The following is a 19872-nucleotide window of genomic DNA, read 5'->3' on the forward strand; positions in this document are numbered from 1 at the left end:
CGTTCCCGCCCGTTCCCGCCCGGCTCAGCGCGCGCTCTTGACGAGGAACCCCTCGCCGTCGATCGCCACGGCGCGCTCCTTCAGCAGGCGGCCGACGGCCCGCTTGAACGCCTTCTTGCTCAGGCCGAAGAGCGCCCGGATCTCCTCCGGGCTCGAGCGATCCCCGACCTTCGGCGCGCCCGGGCGCGAGAGCCGCGCGAGGATCTTCTGCGCGTCGCTCTCGACCTCCTCGTGCGCGTGACCGCGGAGCGAGAGCTCGATCCTCCCGTCTTGCAGCACGCTCGCCACGCGGAACCGCGCCGCCTGGCCGCGGGAGAGCGCGTGCGGCTCGTCGGCGGGGAGCAGGCCGACGAACCTGCGCTCGACGATGACGAAGAGGCCGATCCCCGGCTCGTTGCGCCACGCCTCCCCCTCGACCCACTCGTCGAGATCGAACTCGCCCTGGTCGCGCAGCATCTCGCTCACGCGCATCGTCCCCGCGAGGCGGCCGGTCCTGTCCACGAGCAGCCCCACGGGGTGCCGCTGGCCGACCAGCGGGTCGCGGGTCTGCTCCGCGCAGGGGACGAGCAGCTCCTTGGGCAGGCCCCAGTCGACGAAGGCGCCGAAGGGCGCGACGTCGGTGACCGCCAGGAAGGCGACCTCGCCCAGCGTGACCTTCGGCCGGCGCGTGGTGGCGATGGGGCGATCCTCCGAGTCGAGGTACACGAAGACCTCGAGCGCGTCGCCCTCCCTGGCGCCCTCGGGCACCTCGCTGCGCGGCAAGAGGAGCACCGGCGCGTCCGGGCGAAGGTCGTCCGGATCGGCCGAGAGGAAGGCGCCCGGCGGGCCGAACCGCCGCACCGGCAGGGTCACCACGCGCCCGAGGAGATGGTCGTACGGCATCGGCGCGCAGTCTTGCACAGGGCAGGGGGGCGGGGGCGCGCGGTCGGTCGGTCGCGCCTCTTTCGGCGCCCTCTTTCGGCGCGATGGCCTCCCGATCCCACAAATCAGTTGAAACTGCCTGAAAGACGCCGAATGGTGAGCTGCCGAGGCGCCGGAACGCCAGGAGGTGGAACGCCTCTTGGCGCGCTTGATGGTTCGTTTCCCGCTCGAACGACGTGATCGATCTTCCAGGAAGCCGAACGGGGTGAAGCTCCTCCAGGTCCCTCGGGGCGTGCCGCCCGCTGTGGCTCCGCGAGCGACGAGCGCGTCTCGTCGGGCGTGGAAGCGACTCGCGATCGCCGCCGGTCTCCTGCTCGTCGCGCCCTTCGTCGTGGCGCACGGCCGCGTCTGGCTCGACGGCGCGACACCGTCCGAGAGCGCTGGCAGTCCCGCGCGCGGCCGGCTGCTGCACGGGCACCCGCTCCGCCCCTCGGGGCCCGGTTATGTGACCTACTCTTACCTGGGCGCCAGCCTCGGACGCCAGTACGTGCACGGCGCGGTTCGCGACGCGCTGGAAGAGGCGTTTGCCGCGTGCGCGGCCGCCAAACCAGGGCGGCGCTTCGTCGTCGGGGAGACGGGCCACCGCGGTGGCGGCCCGTTCTGGCCGCACCGCACGCACCAGAACGGGCTCAGCGTCGATATCTTCGTCCCGCTGCGCGACGGCGCGGGGCGGCCCGCGGAGGTGTCGACCTATCCCTGGAACAAGCTCGGTTATGGCCTCGAGCTCGACGCGCAGGGCCGGTTGGGCGAGCTGACGATCGATTTCGACGATCTCGCGCGCCTCCTGTCGACGCTGGACGAGAAGGCCAGGGCCAGGAAGCTCCGGATCCAGCGGATCATCCTCGCGCCGGAGTACGTGCCGTTGCTGCTCGCGAGCCCCGCGGGCCGCAAGCTGGGCTCGCTCGCAAGGGTGATCCCCCGCGGCCCGGTGTGGTGGCGGCACGACGAGCACGTGCACATCGAGTTTGCGTTCGCGGCCGGCGGCCCGCGCTGAGCGAGGTTATCGACGGCGATGGCGCCGGAGCCGCTCGCGCTGCTCTTTCCGCCCGCTCCCAGCCGCGGCCGAGTCGGGCCCGTCGCTCCCACCCACGCACGAGGCCGGTGGCTTGACGAGCCGGTTCCATGACGTTACCGCTGGGAAGGCCCGCGAGCGGCGCGGGTCGCGCGTCGCGCAGCGGTGAGGCGCGGAGCCCGCCATGGACGACAGCTCCGGATACCGCATGTACGTGTTCCGCAGCGGCCGCCGCGACGTCCCGGGGCGGCGGCTCGTCGACGAGCTCGCGGGCGACCTCCGGGCGATCGCCGGCCCCGGAGGCGCGGCGCGCCCTCGCGACCTCGTGCTCAGCGCCTTGATCCGCGCTGGCGAGCTCGAGTCCCTCCTCGCCGACGCCGGCGCGGAGAGCGCCTCGGCGCTGGCGCAGCTCACCGACGATCTCGCCGCCGCGCTGATCCGCGGTGACGGCGCGGGCGCGCTCGCGATCGCGGACGGCCAGACCTCTGGTCACGGACAGCCAGACGTCTGCCCACGGACAGCCGGACGTCTGGCCACGCCCGAGGCCCTCACGGCCGTCGAGGTCCCGGCGATCCTCTCGACGTCGCCGCCCGAGGGGTTCTCGTTCTACGCGCTTCATCCGCTCGATTTCGCCCGGCTGGCCGGGCGGCTCGCGTCCCCGCCGGCGCCGGTCCGGGTCGTCGGTATCCGCAGCATCGGCACGACGCTGAGCGCGGTGACGGCCGCGGCGCTCCGCGGGCAGGGGATCCGGGCCGGGCGCACCACCGTGCGCCCGTCAGGTCACCCCTACGACCGCCGCGTCGAGCTCGACGCCGGGCAGCTCCGCTGGGTCGAGGACGGCATCGCCGAGGGAGCGCGGTTCTGGGTCGTCGACGAGGGGCCTGGCCTCAGCGGCTCCTCGTTCCTCGCCGCCGGAGACGCCCTGGTCCGCGCGGGTGTCCCGCCCGCCAGCGTCGTTTTCCTCGGCTCCCGCGCGCCCGATCCCGACGCGCTCGTCGCGCCGGACGGCGCCCGCCGGTGGCGGTCCTTCCGCTCGGAGCGCGCCGAGGGCGGGGCCCAGCTCCCCGCCGACGTGGGCGAGCCCATCGGGGCCGGGGCGTGGCGCCGCCGCTGCTATGAGGACGAATCGCGCTGGCCGCCCTCCTGGACGTCCATGGAGCGCCTCAAATACCTTTCCCGCGACGACCGCCGGATTCTGAAGTTCGAAGGGATGGGCCGCTACGGGGCGGAGTGTCTGGAGCGGGCTCAAGGCGTCTTCCAGGCCGGCTTCGGGCCGGAGCCGCGCGGCGAGGGCCAGGGGTTCTGCTCGTATCCATGGCTCCCTGGCCGCCCGCTCCAGGCCGATGACCTGTCCGCCGCGGAGCTCGATCGCCTCGCCGACTACTGCGCCTTTCGCGCCTCGGCCTTCCCTGCGCCGAGCCCTGCGGCCGACGAGCTCATTGCGATGGCACGCACCAATTTCTCGCTGGAGATGCGCAGGGAGCTCCCGGGGGAGCTCCGCCTGGAGCTCGCGCGTCCGGTGATCGTCGATGGCAGGATGGATCCTCACGAGTGGCGCAGGTCCGCCGCGGGCGAGCTGGTCAAGGTGGACGCCTGCGGGCACGGCGACGATCATTTCCTCCCTGGCCCCACGGACATCGCCTGGGATCTCGCCGGCGCCATCGTCGAGTGGCGGATGCCGCGAGGCGCCCGGCGCGCCTTCCTGGAGCGGTATCAGCGCCGCTCCGGCGATGATCCCGAGCGGCGCCTGCCGGCGTATCTCCTCGCCTACACGCTCCTGCGTCTGGGTCACGCCGCGATGGCCGCGGCGTCGCTCGCGGACCAGGGCGAGGCGCTGCGCCTCTCCGCGGCGCGACACCGCTATCGCGCGGCCCTGATCGAGGGCCTCCGCCCCGCGGCCGCCTCGGGGGCGTTTGGCTAGCTCCGCGTGTCAGGAATCCCGCCAGAAAAAACGACCGATGACGCGCGGCGGCCGGAAACAGTAGCAATTTTTATGGTTTCCGCCTGTTTCGACGCTGAGGGCGGCTCCGGTGTGGCCGAGCGGGGCGCTCTCCGCCGCAGGGCAATGGCGCAGCGCCGGGCAGCTCATCCGGAGGCGGGGACAAGGGGCGTCACATCCGCCCGCACGGACGGCAGAAGCTGCCCGAGCATCTGCCTGCCGAGCGCATTGAGCTGTCGCCGCCGGAGCCTTTCACCTTTTACGCTCGACGTCGAGGCCCACCCATCCGCTACGTTTGCATCTCCGCCGGCGGCGTGCCCGGCGGCTTCACTGCTCGACGCCCTCAAGCGTGTGGCAGCCATTGCACGAGAAGTCGCCGGTGTTGGTCATCGGGTCGTACGCGGCGATCTGCAGCACATCGGCCATCCGAGGCATGACCGTCTCGAACATCCATGTGCCCCACCGCTCGATCTCCGGATCCTTCACGTACTCGGCGAACGCCTCCTCGGTGGCGGGAAGCGGGGGGAGGTCGGGGCTCGGCATCGCGAAGGTCCCGTCGGCCGCGCCGCTGCCGTGACAGGTCACGCACGTCATTCCCTCGAACTTCGCGTCGAACGCGACGAAGGTCTCCTTCATCTCCGGCAGGACGACATCCTCCATGAACGCGAAGCGCTGATCGAAGCTCATGTCCTCCCACGCGACGGGCGCGTCGTCCTCCTCACCCCCACATGCAGCGACGATCAGGCACATCGCGATCAAGACGCGCTTCATGACCATATTCCTTCTCCCTTCGTGACAGCTCGTGCAGCATCTCATCCGGCGGCTCGAACCGCTTTTCCCGGTCGCGGCGGCGACGAAGGCCGCATGCCCCGAGCGCCGCCGCCGTCCCCGGCGACAGCCGGCGTCATGATCGCGACCGGCTGTACCCCATAGACCCCGCTGCCCGAGGAAACTCATCGCTGAAAAAAATGCGGGGGAGAAAAATCGAACGCCCATCGGCCCAGACCGTTATTATGTGATTTGGAACACAAGAAAGCACGACCATCGCGGCCGGCGGCCTCAGTTCTCCGTAAGCGCTGCATGAAGCGCCGTCTCTCCCCACTCGCGGACAAGGATCACGTCTTTTGCGAGTACCAGCCCAAGCACACCAGCGCTGCGGTCTGCGAGATGTTCCGCGGCTTCTCGGGGTACATCCAAGCCGACGCCCACGCACTCTACGACGCCCTGTTCCGCGGCACGTCCCCAAGGGGCGCTCGTGCCGACGAGGGACGTGGACCGCCGCCGACGGACGATGGGGTAGACCTCCCGGTAATACGTCGGCGCGCCCGTTTCTCCCGGGGTCTCTGTCGGTCGTGGTCGGGCCGGCTTGGACATTGATGACCGGAGATGCCGCGCGGGGCTGAAAGTGACGCCTGGCCACCCCTTCCGCGGGACCGCACGCTGAATCGACAGACACGTGGCCAATGCACCGGCGCTTCGTCGCCCGGCCTACTGCGCCCTCGAGAAGGACACGCTCCACGTCGGCGCCACCTCGGCGATGATCTCCCTGAACCGCGGCGGGATGTCCGAGAGCTCCGTCATCTGGTGGATCGTGAGCACCTCGGCGCTCCCGAGCCCGACGGGGCAGCGCAGCGCCCAGGCGATCGCCTCTTCCTTCGAGCCCACCTCGATCAGGTAGAAGCCGCCGACGAGCTCCTTCGACTCAGCGAAGGGCCCGTCGAGCAGGACGCGCTTCCCCCCCGAAATCCCGACGCGCGCGCGCACCCCGGCGGGATTGAGGCCCTCGGACGCGACCAGCACGCCGGCCTTCTGCATGTCTTCGTTGTATGTCATGTACGCGGCGAACAGCGCCTCGTCCGAGGGCGCATCCGCCGCTGCCTGTGCGTCGTGCTTCGCGTCGTCGGTCGCCCGTGCCGCGGTGATCATGAATCGCATCGTCGAGTTTCCTTCCGGTTCGAAGAGGAGCGCCCCGGCGGCGTCGACCGCCCGGCCCCTGTCTCCATCGTCACGACGAACGGGCGACCACGCGATCGACACGCGGGGCGATCTTTTTTGAATTACACCTAAGGCTTCGTAGTCACGAGGTTTTCTTCTGGCGGGCGGAGCTGGACGGTGGACCCGGACGGGGAGCTCATCGTCCCGGGGCCGGCAGGGCGGCCCCGGCTGCTCTCCGGGGTCGCCACGGGCCGGGGAGCGGAGCCGGCCAGGCCCGCGATTTTTTCTGGAGGCGACCGATGATTCCTGATGCCCGCGGGGGGTCTATGTTCGGCCACACGCTCTTCTCGATCTACGTCGCCGCGTTCCTCTGGGGAGGGCTCGGGCTGCGCGGCCGCCGGGTGCGCGCGCTGCTTTCGGCGACGCCGCCCTCCGACCGATAACGTGGGCGAGGTGCGCTGCGGCGTTTGGTCCAAGCTTGCTCACCCCTCCGGCGCCACCGGCAACCCGAGCAGCCGACCGATCGCCTCGTGAAGGACCCGCGTCGCCACCTCATCTCCGAGGGCGACGGCGCGGCTCAGGGTGCTGGCGACCGAGGCGACCACCGCAGCCCGACGCGACGGATTGGTCACGGCGAGCCATCGAAGCGGCCGCCTTCACTCCACAGCCTGCGGGTGAACTGCGCGGCGATCGCGTGTCGTACCATCGTGTCTGCATGACGCTCTCGCGACGTTCCCCCTCGGACGCCGATCTCTGGCGGCGCCTCGTCTGGTGGTCGGAGGCGTCGGATCGAATGGTCGGCGGCTGCGCCGGTGGCTGCGCGTTGGCCGTCGTGAAGGGCGGCCGCTCCGCGTAGATGGCGCGCCGCTCGTCGCGGACGCCCGCCCCAGCTCGGACTGGATCGACGCCGTCGCGACCATCCCCGAGGCGGACCCCGGCCGGCGGGGCGCGCTCTCGGATCGGTGGCTTCGGGCGGCGCTCGCGGAGCACTCGTCGATCGTCGCGTTCGAGCGCCTCGCGGGCGTGCTCTCGGGCCTGGGCGCACCCGAGGCGCTCGTCGATCGCGCGCGGTCCGCGATGGACGACGAGAGGCGCTCGAACGCGTCGCGATCGACGAGCGCCGGCACGCCGAGCTGGCGTGGGACATGCTCGCCTGGCTCTGGCCGCGCACGGCGGTGCGGGCTCGCGCCGCGATCGCCGAGGCGCCGGCCCCGACGGCTGCTCTTGGTTGAGGGCGTAGCCGAGCGCAGTAGAGACGAGGCCGCGCTCGCGGGGACGTGCGTGCTCGGCCCTCGCCCACGCAAAGAACGTGTCGACCAGGGGGCGGACGACGGCGTCACGGCGCACCTTGCGCTGCGCGGGCCTCGTCGCCGAGGTTGCGTGCGGCGAGAACGTTCTCGGGCAGGCCACGACCTGCTAAGCGCTCGGAGATGGCTTCGAGAATGGGGTTATTGTGCTGCACACCGCTCGCCTTGGTTATCGCCTGCGCGGCCGAATCCTCGCGCGCGCCCGTCGACGCGGGCACCGACGCGCCGCCCGCGGGCACCGTCACCGCGCGCCCACCGCTCCCGCGTGAGGCCGCCCTCGACGCGCGCTTCGTGAAGATCACGCTGCACCGCGAGTTCTACTGCGAGGGGGCGAGCTTTGCGGACTTCAATCACGACGGGGTGACGGATGTCATCGCGGGCCCGGATTGGTACGAGGGTCCGGGGTATGGCACGAGCCATCCCGTGTGGCCGAGGAAAGCCTTCGATCCACACGGCTACTCGGATTGCTTTTTCGAGTTCCCCCACGACTTCGATCACGACGGGTTCACCGACGTCCTCGTCGTCGGCTTTCCGGGGGTGCCCGCGGCTTGGTACCAGAACCCGCGCGACGGCGACGCGCTTTGGGCTCGTCACGACACGCTGCCGTGGCCGATCGACAACGAGTCGCCCCTGTTCGCCGACATCACCGGCGACGGCGTGCCCGAGCTCGTGCACATGTCGGGGGGCATGCTCGGAACGTCGTCGCCCGGCGTGGACCCGACCGAGCCGTGGGTCTTCCGGGCGCTCACCGAGAATCGGGGGTACGGCGCGTTCACGCACGGCCTCGGTGCAGGCGACGTCAACGGGGACGGCGCAAGCGACTTGGTCGAGGCGAGCGGCTACTTCACGCGGAGCCCAGAGTCGCCCGACGGCTTGCCGTTCACGCGCGTCGAGCAGCCGTTCGGTGCCGGGGGAGCGCAGATGCCGGTGGTCGACGTGGACGGCGACGGGGACGCGGACATAGCGACCACGCTGGCCGCTCACGGCTACGGGCTCTCCTGGTTCGAGCAGGTTCCAAACGCGGCCGGCACCGCGTTCGTGGAGCACGTCGTTGTTCCGGGGACCACACCCGATGCCGCGTCGAGCGTGTTCATGCACGAGCCGCACGCGCTCGCTCACGCCGACATCGACGGTGACCGGCTTCAGGACCTCGTGAGCGGCGAGCGCTTCTGGGGTCATGTGCCTGCCGGCATGCCGGACTTCGACGCGCCGGCCCGGCTCTACTGGTTCGAGCAGGCGCGAGCGGCGGAACGCGTCGACTTCCAGCCTGTTCTCATCGACGACGATTCGGGGGTAGGCACCCAGCTCACGGTCGCGGACGGCAACGGAGACGGCCGGCCGGACATCGTCATCTCGAACAAGAAGGGCGCTTTCGTCTTCCTACAACGCTAGGGCGGAATCCTCGCGCCGATCCAAGACGGCCTCCACCGGCGCGAAACTTGCGAAGCGACGGAGGCGAGCTCCCGATCGCGGGCCCACGGAGCCGCTCCTCGGAACGCGCGCTCACGGCCGGACGCATCCGCATCGGTATCTCGAGCTGGCGCTCTGCGCCCCGGCGGGGCGTCTTCTATCCCAGGGGCCTACGGCAATCCGAGGAGCTCGCCTTTGCGGCGCGGCATTTCGACTCGATCGAGCTCAACGGCTCCTTCTATTCGCTCCAGCGAGCGTCGTCCTACGTCGTGTGGCGGAACGCGACGCCGCCGGACATCAGCGCTTCATCTTCGCGCCGTCGTCGCCCGTCACGCCCGGTGGGAGCGTTGCATCATCGTCCATCGATGCGACGAAAGGAGCCCACACCACGGTGCGCTGCCCCGCGTGCCCGGCGGGCGTGGGGTCACCCGGCGCTTGCCTTGGCCAGCGCATCCTCCAGCCTGTCGTTGCCCCAGAACATCTCGTCGCCGACGAAGAAGGTGGGCGCGCCGAAGATCTTGCGGCGGATGGCCTCTTCGCTGAACGCCCGGAGCCTGGCCTTGCGCGCCTCTGCCTGGGCCTCTTGCACGTGCTTGCGGCCGTCCAGCCCGAGTTCATCGAGGACCTGCACCGCCACCTCGTCGGTGTTGATGTCCTTGTCCTCGGCGAAGTTCATCTGCATCACCCGCCGGCAGTAGTCGCCCGCCCAGGGCTGCTCGGCAAAGGCGGCGGCCACGCGCATGGTGTGCACCGCCGCGCGCGGAAAGGTGGTGGGGCGGCGCCATGGCACGCCGTATTTGGCGCATGCTCGGGCGGTGTCCATGAACGCGTATTCGCCCTTTTCCTTCTGCAGCACGAAGGGCGAGGTGTCCCATCCCAGGCGCTTGAAGACCGGGCCCAGCAGGAACGGGCGCCAGACGATGTCGACGCGTGCGTCCCGTGCCAGCGGCGTGATCCGCGAGATCGCGATGTAGCTGTAGTTGCTGCCGAAGTCGAACCAGCACTCGACCAGTCCTGTCATGGGTTCTCCTGTTCGTGGCGTTCAGTCGTAGACCACCAGGCAGCGCACTTCGATGCTGCGCCGCAAGGGCGCGTCGCTCGGGATGTGGGGCAGGTCGAAGGCGGCGTGGGGCGTGAAGCGCGAGGTGCCGCTCGCTTGCGAGTCAAACTGCTTGAAGACCAGCGCCTCGTGGGTGTCCATTTCCGAGAAGTAGGCCCAGCGGTGGCCGGGCGCGTGGCGCGACAGGTAGATCTCGCCGACCCGGCGCGGGTAGCGCAGCTCCGCGGGCACCAGGTCAACCACGTTCACGCTGGTGGCGTCGCACACCGCCAACGGGGTATCCCTCACGACGCCGCCGATGGAGCGCCAGATGTTGACGATGCTGTAGCGGCGCACCGCGGCAGCGGCCTCAGGATCGTTGAGCACCAGGTGCAGGCGCCTGCGGCCGCTGTCTTCCGAGTAGTCGTTGTGCACCCGGCCCAGCGCCGCGGCCGCGCTCGCGGCGCCGCTGCGGCCAAAGGTCAGGGGGGGCGGGCGGCCTTCCTCGCGCTTTCGCAGCAGGTGGTCGAACACGAAGCCGCGCGAGGCGCCGGTGACGAGGCAGGCCAGCTCCACGCATTCCGGGTAGTAGACGGCCTGGAGCGCCTCCTCATCATGGAAGTCGTGCAGGCGCGAAGGCGCGTCCCACAGCTCGAAGCCCTCGTGGTGGATGCGGGGCGGGGCGGGCGCGAGGCGCGCGTCGACGATCGGCACCTCGCGCAGGTCGTGCTCGAAGTTCTCCCGGGGCACTTCCGGGCCTGTGTCAACCAGGTGGATGACCGGCCGGGCGTCTGCCGGTTTCAGATAGCCCACCGTGCCGCGCACGAAGGGCACGCGCGGGCGAGATGGCGTGAACGCCGGCCCTCGGCTGCCACGCGGGGAGGTGGCGGGCGCTGGGGCGGCAAGCGTGGCGTGAAGGGAGGCCATGGACGTCAAGGACTTCTCCTCGTGAATGGACCGCAGGGGCGCGGCACACGTCCATTTCAGCTCACCGGCGATGGGCCTCAAGTGAGATTTCGGACGGACTCGCATTCCTGGCACGCAAGTCAGTGCGTGTCCGAGGCGGCCTGGCGGCGTATCCATTGGCACACCCGCTGCACGTCGGGCGTGGGGCTGGGCTCGGATTGGACCAGCCAGTACTGGTGGGACGATGTCCACTGCCCCTGGTCCCATCCCAGCGCCTCCAGGCTGCCGGCCTTGACCAGCGGTGCGACGAGGGCCGAGCGGCCCAGCGCCACGCCCCGCCCGCTGGTGGCGGCATGGATGAGCTGGTCATACTGGTTGAAGCGGATGATGCCCCGGGGCTTCAGCCGTTCCAGCCCCATCAGCTTGAGTTTCTCGTTCCATTGCAGCCAGGGCTGCTTCGGCTCGTCGAACTCCAGCAGTACGTGCTGCTTGACCACCTCGGCCGCCGGCCGGCCGCGCAAGTGCAGCGACGGATGGGCCACGGGCACCAGCGCCTCTCCAAACAGGGGAACCGCGCCTTCCGGCGCGGCGCTGGGCGCGCAGTAGCGGATGGCGATGTCCACGCCTTCGGCGCGCAGGTCCATCAGCTTGTTGCTGGTGGCGATGCGCACGTCCACGTCCGGCAGCTCTTCGTTCAAGGCGCCCAGGCGCGGCAACAGCCACAGGCCGACCACGCCGATGCTGGCGGTGATCGTCACCGGCTGCTTCTCGTGGCGCTTGTGTATCGCCGCCATCGCGTCCTGAAGCTGTTGCACTGCCATGTCGGCCACCTTGAAGAACCTCTCGCCGTCGGCCGTGAAGCGGATCGACCGGTGGCCGCGCACCAGCAGCTTCACGCCAAGCGCTTCTTCCAGGGCCGACACCTGGCGGCTGACGGCAGATTGGGTCAGGCACAGGTCCTCGGCGGCGAGGGTGATGCTCATGCGCCGGCCGACGGCGACGAAGCCCTTGACGAGATCCAGCGAATGAAGCCGGGCGAGAGGCAGTGACATGCGCAGCGCTCATGTGACGTGGACGTCAAGGATTGTGGGACGGCCGCCCGCCCGTCAAGCGGGGGGTTGGAGGCAGCCACGGTAGCTCACGGTGGTGACTTCGCTCACGCCAAGATCAGCTAACCTCTCGATTTTGTGGATTTCCTCGCGGCCTGGAGATCGCCGCGGGGGGTCACGCCGCTCAGGTCGACGCCGAGCTGCACGATGATCTGCGCGACCGTGGGCGCGATGCCGACGAGCACGACCTCGGCGCCGAGCAGCGCCGCCGCGCGGACGGCCCGGAGCAGATGGTCGGCGACGCCCGTGTCCACCATCGGGACGCCGGTGACGTCGATGAGGACGACCGAGGCCTGCTCGCGCTCGATCGCGGAGAGCAGCGAGCGTTTCCGCTCGACGTCGCCCGCAGCGTCACCTCGCGGCGCGGGCGAGGTGCGACGGGACGCCGCCTCGTTCCACGCCTCGAACGCGGCCGTTCCAGATCGCCGGCTGGCGCCGCTCCGGGTAGCGCAGCATACTCTGGCCGCGATTCTTGAGCCGTCACGGGCGGATTTCGTACGCCCGTCTCCGGGCCTGCCGCTCCGGCTGCCCCTTCACCGGTTTCGGCCCGGTGCCCCATGGGTCTGCTCCGAGATGCCGTCGCCGAGCCTGGCGCGCCGCAATCACAGGCCCCGTCACGTTGATCGCTGGCGAACGCTGGCTCCTGGCGGAGGCGGACTCCCTCGGAGCGAACGATCGTCCGAACAGAATCATGATGTGGAGGCAGAATGAAGAAGAAAGAACTTGGTCATCGGCTTGGTCTCGCGGTGTGCGCGGGCGCCGCGCTCGGCCTCTCCGCGGGCTGCTCGCTTGAAGGCGCGTCGGACGAGCCGCTCGATGCATTGGGGTTGCATTCGTCCGCGATCGTCGGCGGCGAGGTCGCCGAGGCGAGCCCCTGGGCCGTCCAGGTCTTCGACGTGCGCGGGAGCACCGGCGACTTCTACCAGTGCACCGGCACCCTCGTCGCGGCGCGCTGGGTGCTCACCGCGCAGCACTGCATCGCGGACGAGGGCGAGACCTCGGCGGTGCGCGTCGGCAGCAACACCTACCTCGCGGGCCAGCGCATCGCGGTCGACGCCGTCGAGGTGCCCTCGGCCGCCGCCGACATCGCGCTGCTCCACCTGACCGAGGACGCCAGCGGCCCGGTCGTCCAGCTGGCCGAGGCGACGTCGGTCGCGATCGGCAGCGACGCGACGGCCTACGGCTGGGGGAGCGAGGGCACGCCGCTGGTGATGGCGCCGTCGCTCAAGAAGGCGACCCTCCACATCGACGGCTGGTACTCCGTCGAGGAGCTCCTGGCGACGGGCGTGACGGGCTCGGGCTGGAGCGGCGACTCCGGCGGCCCGTGGTTCGTCGATGGGCGTCAGGTCGCGGTGTTCTCGGCCTCGAGCGGGCAGAACGGCACGAACCTGCACGCGACGCAGCTCGGCGTCGACGTCGCGCGCCACCGCGCCTGGATCGACGCCACGATCGCCGGCGGCCCCACCGTCCACCCCAGCGGCCAGGTGGTGCTCCACGATCTCTCGAACTTCTCCGGCGTCTCGCAGGGCTTCGGGATCGGCCGCTACGACCTCCCGGACATGACGATCATCGGAGACAACCGCGCGAGCGCCATCAGGGTCCCCGCCGGACTCCGGGTCACGGCCTTCATCCACGCCGATTTCGGGGGCGAGGCGCGCGTCTTCACCTCGGACACGGATCTCGTGGCCGCGGGCTTCAACGACGGGATCTCGAGCATCGTCGTCTCGAACGCCTCGGACCCGCAGCTCGACGTGGTCACCTTCTACGAGAACGCCAGCTTCTCGGGCCAATCGGTCAACTACGGCGTCGGCTCCGGCCTCTTTTACAGCACCCCGTGGGACCAGAGGGTCAGCTCCGTCCGCGTCCCCTCCGGCTTCAAGCTGACGCTCTACAACGGGCTCTGGCGCTACTCGGCCGAGTCGCGCGTCTTCACGGCAGACGCGAACCTCGCCCCCCAGAACTTCGACGACCAGACCCGGAGCTTCCTCATCGAGCGCTTGTAGGAGCGAGCGCGCGGAGCGGCCAGCGCTCTCGCGTCGCGAGGCGAGCGCCGGATCCTCCCCACGCCGGCCGCGCGAGGCCAAGTCGGCGCGCGCTCGCGAGCCTTGCCCGGTACGCCCCCCGCGGATCGAGCCACAACATGGGCTAGCTTACCATCGTGGACACGGCGTCCGGCGCGGCGAACGCCCCGGCGCGCCGCTGCACGGTGCCGTTGCGCTCCACGAGCCCGCTCGGTACCCTCGGGGGTAAAATGACGTCCACCGCGCCGCAGGGCTGCTGCGAGGGGAGCCCTGTCGACCGTTCGGCTTCCCCTCTGACCAGAGCCCTGCCTCCCGCCGCCGCTCCCTCCGGCCCGATGAACAAACGGCGAGGCGCCCCGTCCGCCCTCCGAGGCATGTCGCGCTCAGCGGCGCGCACCGACATGCGAATCAAGCACCACGCCAGGGCCGAACGCCGTGGCTTCGCAGAACGATGAAAGGAGTTATGACGACATGAAGAGGTTCTTGGCTCTTTTTGCCGCCCTGGGTTGCTCCCTCGCCACGTCGGTCGCGCTCGCGGATCCTCTCCCTGTGACCGGCCAGTGGCGGACGATCGATGAGAAGGGGGTCGAGCAGTCGGTGGTCGAGATTTACGAGAGGGGCGGGAAGATCTTCGGCAAGATCGTGAGCCTGAAGCAGCCGCTCGACGAGAAAGGGAAGCCGAAGATCTGCACCGCCTGCGAGGGCGCCGACAAGAACAAGCCCATTCTGGGGCTCGTCATCATCAGGAACATGGTCCGCGATGACGACGAGTACGATGACGGTACGATCCTGGATCCGAACAACGGCGAGACCTATAGCTGCAAGCTCGAGGCGATCGAGGGCGGGAAGAAGCTGAAGGTGCGCGGCTTCCTGGGCATCTCCCTCCTCGGCAGGACCCAGACCTGGCTGAAGAAGTAACAGCTTCTCATCCGCCAATCGTCGGCCGCGGCGCGCGGCGGCCGCCGCGCGACGTGCTACACCGCGGGCTCACGCCGGCCCTCCGGGGCGGTCGCCCCCCGAGCATGGATATGACTCAGCCCCAGCCCGACAATCCGCTCCACGGTGTCACGCTCCAGATGATCCTCGAGCACCTGGTCGCGCAGCATGGCTGGGAGCAGCTCGGACGCATGATCGACATTCGCTGCTTCAAGTACGATCCCAGCATCAAATCGAGCCTGCACTTCCTGCGACGGACCCCGTGGGCCCGGCAGCAGGTGGAGGCCCTCTACCTGCGGGACAAAGCCAAGCCCAGCCCGTGACCGGCCCGCTCGATCGCACGCCGAGCCCCGGTCTCGATGCCGCGGGGGCGCAGCGCTTCCCCCGACGCCGGGGTCAGGCGCCCGGGGCGCGCACGAACTGCTCGTAGACCACGAGCGTGACCGGCTTGTCGGTGGCGACCTTGACGAGGATGCTCTTGACGCGCAGCCATTCGAGGCCGGTCTTGCCGGCGCCCACGCGCGGCACGCCGATCCGCGCGATCCCCGCCCCGGCGGCGTGCGTCACCATCGCGGCGAGCGAGCGCTCGAGCGCGGCGAGCGAGGGCCTCTTCGTCGCGTTCTCCTGGATCGCGAGGGTGTACACCGTGTCGCCGCCCTCGCTCCAGACGAAGGCCTCCCCGAGCTGGAGCTTCCGCTCGGCGCTCCGCTGCTCGAACGCCGGGAGCAGGCCCGGCCAGCGCTTCTTGAACGTCACGGAGATCCCCGTGTCCATCGTGCCCACGCAGCTCACGCCGTGCGCGTACGCGTGGAGATCCGGGGTGTTGAGGAGATCGCCCTTGGTGAAGATCGTCGGCACGCGGGGCACCCTAGCACCGCCGCGGTCCGCTTCGTAGCTCGCCTCCATCCCGGATGACGCCGTCGCCGTCGACGTCGCGATCGCGCGCGAGCCAGGGCGCCGCCGGACGCCTGGCCGGAGCACGACGGTAGCCCCGGCTCACCGCTTCCTGGAACGCGAGAGGCCCTGGGCGAGGGAGCCGACGAGGGTGATGCCGGTCCCGTCAAAGCCCGACGCCACCAGGGCGCGGGCCAGCGCGGGCTGGATGCCCGTGATCATGGCGGACGCGCCGAGCAGCCGGATGGCGCGTACCATCTCGATCAGGTGCCTGGCGCCGGACTCGTCGAGCGTCGCGGCGCCGGTCATGTCGAGTATCACCCGGTCGACCCCGCTGCCGGCGATCGCGGGCAGGAGCCGCGCCGCGATCTCGGCGCTCCGCTCTCGGCTCAGCGCCCCGATGATCGGCAGCGCCAGCGCGCGCTCGCCCACGTCCAGGATGGGCGCGGAGAGGGCGAGGATCTCACCGCGCTGCTGCTCGACGAGCGCCAGCGTCGCGTTCAGCTCGTCCAGCAGGCGGCCGCGCTCCTCGGCGGAGCGCTCCGCGCCTATCCGCGCCGTCTCGTCCGTGTGGTGGAACAGGACCCCCAGGGCGCCCGTCACGGGATCACGCACCGCTCGCCCCTCGATCGCGTGCAGGCGCTCCCCATCCACGGTGCGGACGAGCAGCTCTCGCGTCACGATGTCGCCGTCCAGCGCCGCCCCGAGCATCGCGTCCGCCTCGCCGGGCTCGCCCAGCCAGGCGCTCCACGTCCTGGTGCGGCCGAACGCCCGCAGCGCCGCCGGGTTCTGCATCAGGAGGTCTCCGCTCGGGTCGACGAACGCGATCATCACGGAGGTGTGGCGCAGCGCCTCGATGCCTCGGACGAGCTCCGGCTCAGGCGCTCCCTCCCTGGGAAGCGCCTGGCTCAAGATCGCGAATCGCCCATCGTCGAGCTCGATGCTCGAGGAGTGGAGCGTCACCGTCACGGGCACCCCGCGCGGGTAGAAGGTCCAGCTCTCGCGCACGACGCCCCCCTCGCGCAGCTGCGCGGCGAGGGCCTGGAAGCGCGTCCGGATCGACGCCGGCACCGTCGAGAAATCGCGCGCGAACAGCTCGTCGCGATCCTGCGCCCGCCACAGGTCCAGGCCGGCCTCGTTCACCCAGCAGACCCGCGAGCGGTCCACGTCGACGACCCACACGGGGATGGCCGACAGCTCAAGCCCGGCCAGGCGCTGCGCAAGCTGCATCGGCATCACACTCGCTTACCGGGCTGCGGCGCGCAATGGGCGCCGGTTCGCCGTGTGATTCTCCTCATAAATTCGGCCTGCAGCGGCGACAGGCACACCCGGCCACGCTGGCATCATCCCGGGCCAGCTCCCGCGCCGACTGGAAACATGCCGCCTGGCCCTCCTCGATCCGCCGCCACGGGGGAGAACGCCGATGCGGAGGCTGCTCTCTGTCGTTGCGTACGTTGCGATTTCGCATACCTGATGGATGGACCTTTTCTCTCTCTCCCTGCGAAAAGAACATTCTCGCCCAGCAGAAATCAATACGCGAGCAGCCTTGCGACGCCGAGCGATCGTCATCCGGGCAGCCGTGAGATCCGGAGCGACGGTGCGCGCGCTCGGCAGCGAGTACGTCTATGCGCGTTACAGAAGCCGCGTGCAGGGTCAGGACGAGGCGCCTCCGACGCGCATCACCGGCGCCGTCGACGGCACGACCCTCTCGTGGGATCCAGCGCCGCCGCCCGGCGCCCAGGCCACGGTGGACAAGGGGAAGAGCTTCGTTGTCCGATCCAGCCAGCCGTTCGTCGTCAGGAGCCAGGATGACGAGCACCCGTTCTACGTCTCGACGTACATGACGCGCGGCGCGGCGTTCCAGAATGCCGGGGATCCCGAGTTCGTCAACGTGGTCCCGGCGGGGCAGTACCTGTCGCGGTACATCTTCTTCACGGACCCGACCTACCCGGAGACGAACGTCGTGTTCCTGCGCAAGAAGGGGGCTGACCGTCGTCATCCCTCCCGAGCCTCCGCAGTGAGCGGGAGATGCGGTATCAGGGGCGGCGGGCCACGCCCGGGCGACCCCGGGCGGCGCGCGCGCGGCCCAGGCGGACCAGGTACGGTCGTCGTGGCAAAGCGGCCGCAGGGCGGACGCCGGGGCCCGGGGCGGCCCGCCGAGGAGATAGCCGCGGCCGGCTCGACTACGGCGATCCCACGTCTCGCGCTCATTTCTTTCCCGACGTTGCTCTACGGAATTTCCGCGATGGTGCGGTGAGTACCGCGGCGATAGGTTCCCACCTGCGATCCCGGTTCGTCCGCGGCAGCCACGCGCGGCAGCCATGTCGAGCTCCATCCCGGTGGTTGACCGGAGAGCGCACGCTCATGCTCAAGCGCCTCATCCTCATTGACGGCCCCCCTTCGAGCAGCGATGGACGCTCGACCCGCGGGACGCCGCTCGTCTCCCCGTCCGACAGGGCGGCGCTCTCCAGGGAGTTCCCCGGCGTGGAGGTGGAGAGCGGCGCGCCCGGCCCGTCCGGGAGGGCGCTCCACGCCGTCATCGACGCCCGGGCGTGGCGCGCGTCGGCGCTCGACCTCTGGGCGCTCGACACCCGCCTTCACGCGCTCGACGCCGGCGGCCTCTTCGACCTCCGGATCGAGGGGCTCGAGCGAGCGGGCGCCGCGCGCGCCGCCTACGAGGTCCTCACACGGTGCCAGCGCTTCCTCCGCAGGAGGAACCCCGCCTCCGCGACCGAGGTGTTCGACCGGGTCCTCGGGCGGCACCGGGAGCTCCACGATCTCGACAGGCCGCTCGTCCGCGCCGACCACGATCATGCGCTCGACGTCTGGCAATGGATGCTCCGCCTCGAGCCGCGCGCCGGCGTCGCCGTCCAGGTGGCGGCGCTCTTTCACGACGTGGAGCGGCTCGTCTCCGAGGCGGACGTCCGGAGAGAGCACCGCGCCCCGGACTACCAGGCGTTCAAGGACGAGCACGCGCGGCGCGGGGCCGCCCTGACGCGCGCCGCGCTCGCCGGCGTCGGGCTTGGGCCGGAGGTCCTCGACCGGATCGGCGCCCTGGTGGCGTCGCACGAGCGGCCGGGGGACGACGCCGAGCTCGCCTTGCTCAACGACGCCGACGCGCTCTCGTTCTTCTCGCTGAACAGCGCCGGGTTCCTCGACTGCTACGGGCCCGAGCACACCCGCGCCAAGGTGGCGTACACGCTCCGCCGCCTCCGGCCCGAGGCAAGGGCGCTCTTGCCGCGGATCCGCTGCCGCCCCGAGGTAAGAGCGATGATCCCCGGCGAGCCGGGCAGGCCACTGGCGCTTGCGCCCGAGACGCAGGCATCGAGGAGGTCCGCTCCGCCATGAGGCTCGTCATCTTCGGTCTGACGATCAGCTCGTCCTGGGGCAACGGCCACGCCACGCTGTGGCGCGGCGTCGTCTCCGCCCTCGGGCGGGCCGGGCACCACGTCACCTTCTTCGAGCGCGACGTCCCGTATTACGCCGCGCACCGGGATCTGACCGCGCTCTCGCACGGCAACACGCTCCGGCTCTACACCTCGTTCGAGGACGTCCTCCCCGAGGCCAGGCGCGCCGTCCGCGAGGCCGACGCGGCGATGGTCACGTCGTACTGCCCCGACGGCGGCCCCGCGACCGACGTGGTCCTCGAGTCCGGCGCGCTCAAGGTCTTCTACGATCTCGACACGCCGGTGACGCTGGATCGCGTCCAGGCCGGACAGCCGGTCGGCTACATCGGCCCTCGAGGCCTCGCCGATTTCGATTGCGTGCTCAGCTACACCGGCGGCGCGGCGCTCGATCGGCTAAAGGCGCAGCTAGGCGCCCGGCGGGTGTTCCCGCTCTACGGCAGCGCGGACCCGGCGGTGCACCGCCCGGTCCCGCCGCGGGACGGCTTCCGCGGGGATCTCTCGTACCTCGGCACGTACGCCGCCGACCGGCAGGCGGCGCTCTCCCGCCTCTTCCTCGAGGCGGCGAGGAGGCTGCCCGAGCGGCGGTTCGTCATCGGGGGCTCGCTCTACCCCGAGGACTTCCCGTGGGCGCAGAACATCTATTATCTGCGCCACGTGGCGCCGCCGGATCACCCGGCGTTCTATTGCTCCTCGCGGCTGACGCTCAACGTGACGCGGGGGGCGATGGCGGCGATGGGCTACTGCCCTTCCGGCCGGCTCTTCGAGGCCGCCGCCTGCGGGACGCCGATCCTGAGCGACGGGTGGGAGGGGCTCGACCGGTTCTTCACGCCGGGGAGGGAGATCCTCGTGGCGGCGACCACGGACGACGCGGTCGCGGCGCTCTCGCTCCCGGAGGGCGAGATCGCCGCCATCGCCCGCGCGGCGCGGGAGCGGGTGCTCGCGGAGCACAGCGCCGCGCGCCGCGCGGCGGAGCTCGTGGCCATTCTCGAGTCGGTCTCGGCTCATTGAACGGAGCCGAGGTCGGCTCATCGAACGG

20 protein-coding genes and 1 pseudogene are annotated in these 19872 nt (G+C 70.6%); 11 read left to right on the top strand and 10 right to left on the bottom strand.

Going from position 1 to position 19872, the window contains the following annotated elements; all coding sequences use genetic code 11:
- Positions 1 to 24: 24 nt before the first annotated feature.
- Positions 25 to 882: a CvfB family protein gene (locus ACSRUE_RS14535; protein ID WP_441291507.1), complete on the bottom strand. Its 858-nt coding sequence runs from the start codon at positions 880 to 882 to the stop codon at positions 25 to 27.
- Positions 883 to 1126: 244 nt separating this feature from the next.
- Between ACSRUE_RS14535 and ACSRUE_RS14540 the strand changes: the two genes are divergently transcribed.
- Positions 1127 to 1915 (top strand): penicillin-insensitive murein endopeptidase, encoded by a 789-nt coding sequence (locus ACSRUE_RS14540; protein WP_441291508.1) that lies wholly within the window; start codon positions 1127 to 1129, stop codon positions 1913 to 1915.
- A 202-nt stretch (positions 1916 to 2117) separates the two neighbouring features.
- Positions 2118 to 3854 (top strand): hypothetical protein, encoded by a 1737-nt coding sequence (locus tag ACSRUE_RS14545; RefSeq protein WP_441291509.1) that lies wholly within the window; start codon positions 2118 to 2120, stop codon positions 3852 to 3854.
- 345 nt (positions 3855 to 4199) lie between these two features.
- Here the strand turns inward: ACSRUE_RS14545 and ACSRUE_RS14550 are convergent, their stop codons facing one another.
- Positions 4200 to 4643, bottom strand: a complete 444-nt coding sequence (locus ACSRUE_RS14550; RefSeq protein WP_437586157.1) for a hypothetical protein — start codon at positions 4641 to 4643, stop codon at positions 4200 to 4202.
- A 717-nt stretch (positions 4644 to 5360) separates the two neighbouring features.
- Positions 5361 to 5807 (bottom strand): YciI family protein, encoded by a 447-nt coding sequence (locus tag ACSRUE_RS14555; protein WP_441291510.1) that lies wholly within the window; start codon positions 5805 to 5807, stop codon positions 5361 to 5363.
- A 299-nt stretch (positions 5808 to 6106) separates the two neighbouring features.
- Between ACSRUE_RS14555 and ACSRUE_RS14560 the strand changes: the two genes are divergently transcribed.
- Positions 6107 to 6250: a hypothetical protein gene (locus tag ACSRUE_RS14560; protein WP_437764774.1), complete on the top strand. Its 144-nt coding sequence runs from the start codon at positions 6107 to 6109 to the stop codon at positions 6248 to 6250.
- Positions 6251 to 6289: 39 nt separating this feature from the next.
- On the opposite strand, the gene ACSRUE_RS14565 is transcribed toward ACSRUE_RS14560, so the two are convergent.
- The gene (locus tag ACSRUE_RS14565) at positions 6290 to 6439 is read right to left on the bottom strand and encodes a hypothetical protein (protein ID WP_441291511.1); all 150 of its coding nucleotides are present in this window, start codon (positions 6437 to 6439) and stop codon (positions 6290 to 6292) included.
- 798 nt (positions 6440 to 7237) lie between these two features.
- Between ACSRUE_RS14565 and ACSRUE_RS14570 the strand changes: the two genes are divergently transcribed.
- Complete coding sequence (locus ACSRUE_RS14570) at positions 7238 to 8506, top strand: FG-GAP repeat domain-containing protein (RefSeq protein WP_441291512.1); 1269 nt, start codon at positions 7238 to 7240, stop codon at positions 8504 to 8506.
- 47 nt (positions 8507 to 8553) lie between these two features.
- Positions 8554 to 8763 (top strand): annotated as a pseudogene (locus ACSRUE_RS14575) (hypothetical protein); the annotation flags it as partial.
- Positions 8764 to 8948: 185 nt separating this feature from the next.
- Here the strand turns inward: ACSRUE_RS14575 and ACSRUE_RS14580 are convergent.
- The 4 genes from ACSRUE_RS14580 to ACSRUE_RS14595 all read right to left on the bottom strand — a co-directional run bounded on the left by ACSRUE_RS14580 (position 8949) and on the right by ACSRUE_RS14595 (position 12048).
- The gene (locus tag ACSRUE_RS14580; RefSeq protein ID WP_441291513.1) at positions 8949 to 9545 is read right to left on the bottom strand and encodes a 2-hydroxychromene-2-carboxylate isomerase; all 597 of its coding nucleotides are present in this window, start codon (positions 9543 to 9545) and stop codon (positions 8949 to 8951) included.
- Between the two features lie 21 nt (positions 9546 to 9566).
- Complete coding sequence (locus ACSRUE_RS14585) at positions 9567 to 10490, bottom strand: CmcJ/NvfI family oxidoreductase (RefSeq protein ID WP_441291514.1); 924 nt, start codon at positions 10488 to 10490, stop codon at positions 9567 to 9569.
- Positions 10491 to 10609: 119 nt separating this feature from the next.
- Complete coding sequence (locus tag ACSRUE_RS14590) at positions 10610 to 11521, bottom strand: LysR substrate-binding domain-containing protein (protein WP_441291515.1); 912 nt, start codon at positions 11519 to 11521, stop codon at positions 10610 to 10612.
- A 119-nt stretch (positions 11522 to 11640) separates the two neighbouring features.
- Positions 11641 to 12048: an STAS domain-containing protein gene (locus ACSRUE_RS14595; RefSeq protein ID WP_441293089.1), complete on the bottom strand. Its 408-nt coding sequence runs from the start codon at positions 12046 to 12048 to the stop codon at positions 11641 to 11643.
- A gap of 237 nt (positions 12049 to 12285) precedes the next feature.
- Here ACSRUE_RS14595 and ACSRUE_RS14600 point away from each other — a divergent pair, with 237 nt between their 5' ends.
- The 3 genes from ACSRUE_RS14600 (at position 12286) to ACSRUE_RS14610 (ending at position 14858) form a co-directional block, all read left to right on the top strand.
- A complete protein-coding gene (locus ACSRUE_RS14600) occupies positions 12286 to 13581 on the top strand; it encodes a trypsin-like serine protease (RefSeq protein WP_441291516.1) in 1296 nt (431 codons plus the stop codon).
- Between the two features lie 489 nt (positions 13582 to 14070).
- Positions 14071 to 14517, top strand: coding sequence for a DUF2147 domain-containing protein (locus tag ACSRUE_RS14605; protein ID WP_437764781.1), 447 nt, complete (start codon positions 14071 to 14073; stop codon positions 14515 to 14517).
- A 110-nt stretch (positions 14518 to 14627) separates the two neighbouring features.
- The gene (locus ACSRUE_RS14610) at positions 14628 to 14858 is read left to right on the top strand and encodes a VF530 family DNA-binding protein (RefSeq protein ID WP_044966495.1); all 231 of its coding nucleotides are present in this window, start codon (positions 14628 to 14630) and stop codon (positions 14856 to 14858) included.
- A 73-nt stretch (positions 14859 to 14931) separates the two neighbouring features.
- On the opposite strand, the gene ACSRUE_RS14615 is transcribed toward ACSRUE_RS14610, so the two are convergent.
- On the bottom strand, positions 14932 to 15393 hold the full coding sequence (locus ACSRUE_RS14615) for a macro domain-containing protein (protein ID WP_437294573.1): 462 nt from the start codon (positions 15391 to 15393) through the stop codon (positions 14932 to 14934).
- A gap of 138 nt (positions 15394 to 15531) precedes the next feature.
- The gene (locus ACSRUE_RS14620) at positions 15532 to 16665 is read right to left on the bottom strand and encodes an STAS domain-containing protein (protein ID WP_441291517.1); all 1134 of its coding nucleotides are present in this window, start codon (positions 16663 to 16665) and stop codon (positions 15532 to 15534) included.
- 343 nt (positions 16666 to 17008) lie between these two features.
- Between ACSRUE_RS14620 and ACSRUE_RS14625 the strand changes: the two genes are divergently transcribed.
- The 3 genes from ACSRUE_RS14625 (at position 17009) to ACSRUE_RS14635 (ending at position 19844) form a co-directional block, all read left to right on the top strand.
- On the top strand, positions 17009 to 17686 hold the full coding sequence (locus tag ACSRUE_RS14625; protein WP_441291518.1) for an IgGFc-binding protein: 678 nt from the start codon (positions 17009 to 17011) through the stop codon (positions 17684 to 17686).
- 107 nt (positions 17687 to 17793) lie between these two features.
- Positions 17794 to 18777: a DUF4202 family protein gene (locus ACSRUE_RS14630; RefSeq protein WP_441291519.1), complete on the top strand. Its 984-nt coding sequence runs from the start codon at positions 17794 to 17796 to the stop codon at positions 18775 to 18777.
- Entirely contained in the window at positions 18774 to 19844 is a 1071-nt protein-coding gene (locus ACSRUE_RS14635) for a CgeB family protein (protein WP_441291520.1), read from the top strand. Before ACSRUE_RS14630 ends, ACSRUE_RS14635 begins: the two co-directional genes overlap by 4 nt.
- Positions 19845 to 19872: the final 28 nt, after the last annotated feature.

The sequence above is a fragment of the Sorangium sp. KYC3313 genome, from assembly GCF_052075895.1.
In the GTDB taxonomy this organism is placed as follows: domain Bacteria; phylum Myxococcota_A; class Polyangia; order Polyangiales; family Polyangiaceae; genus Sorangium; species Sorangium cellulosum_B.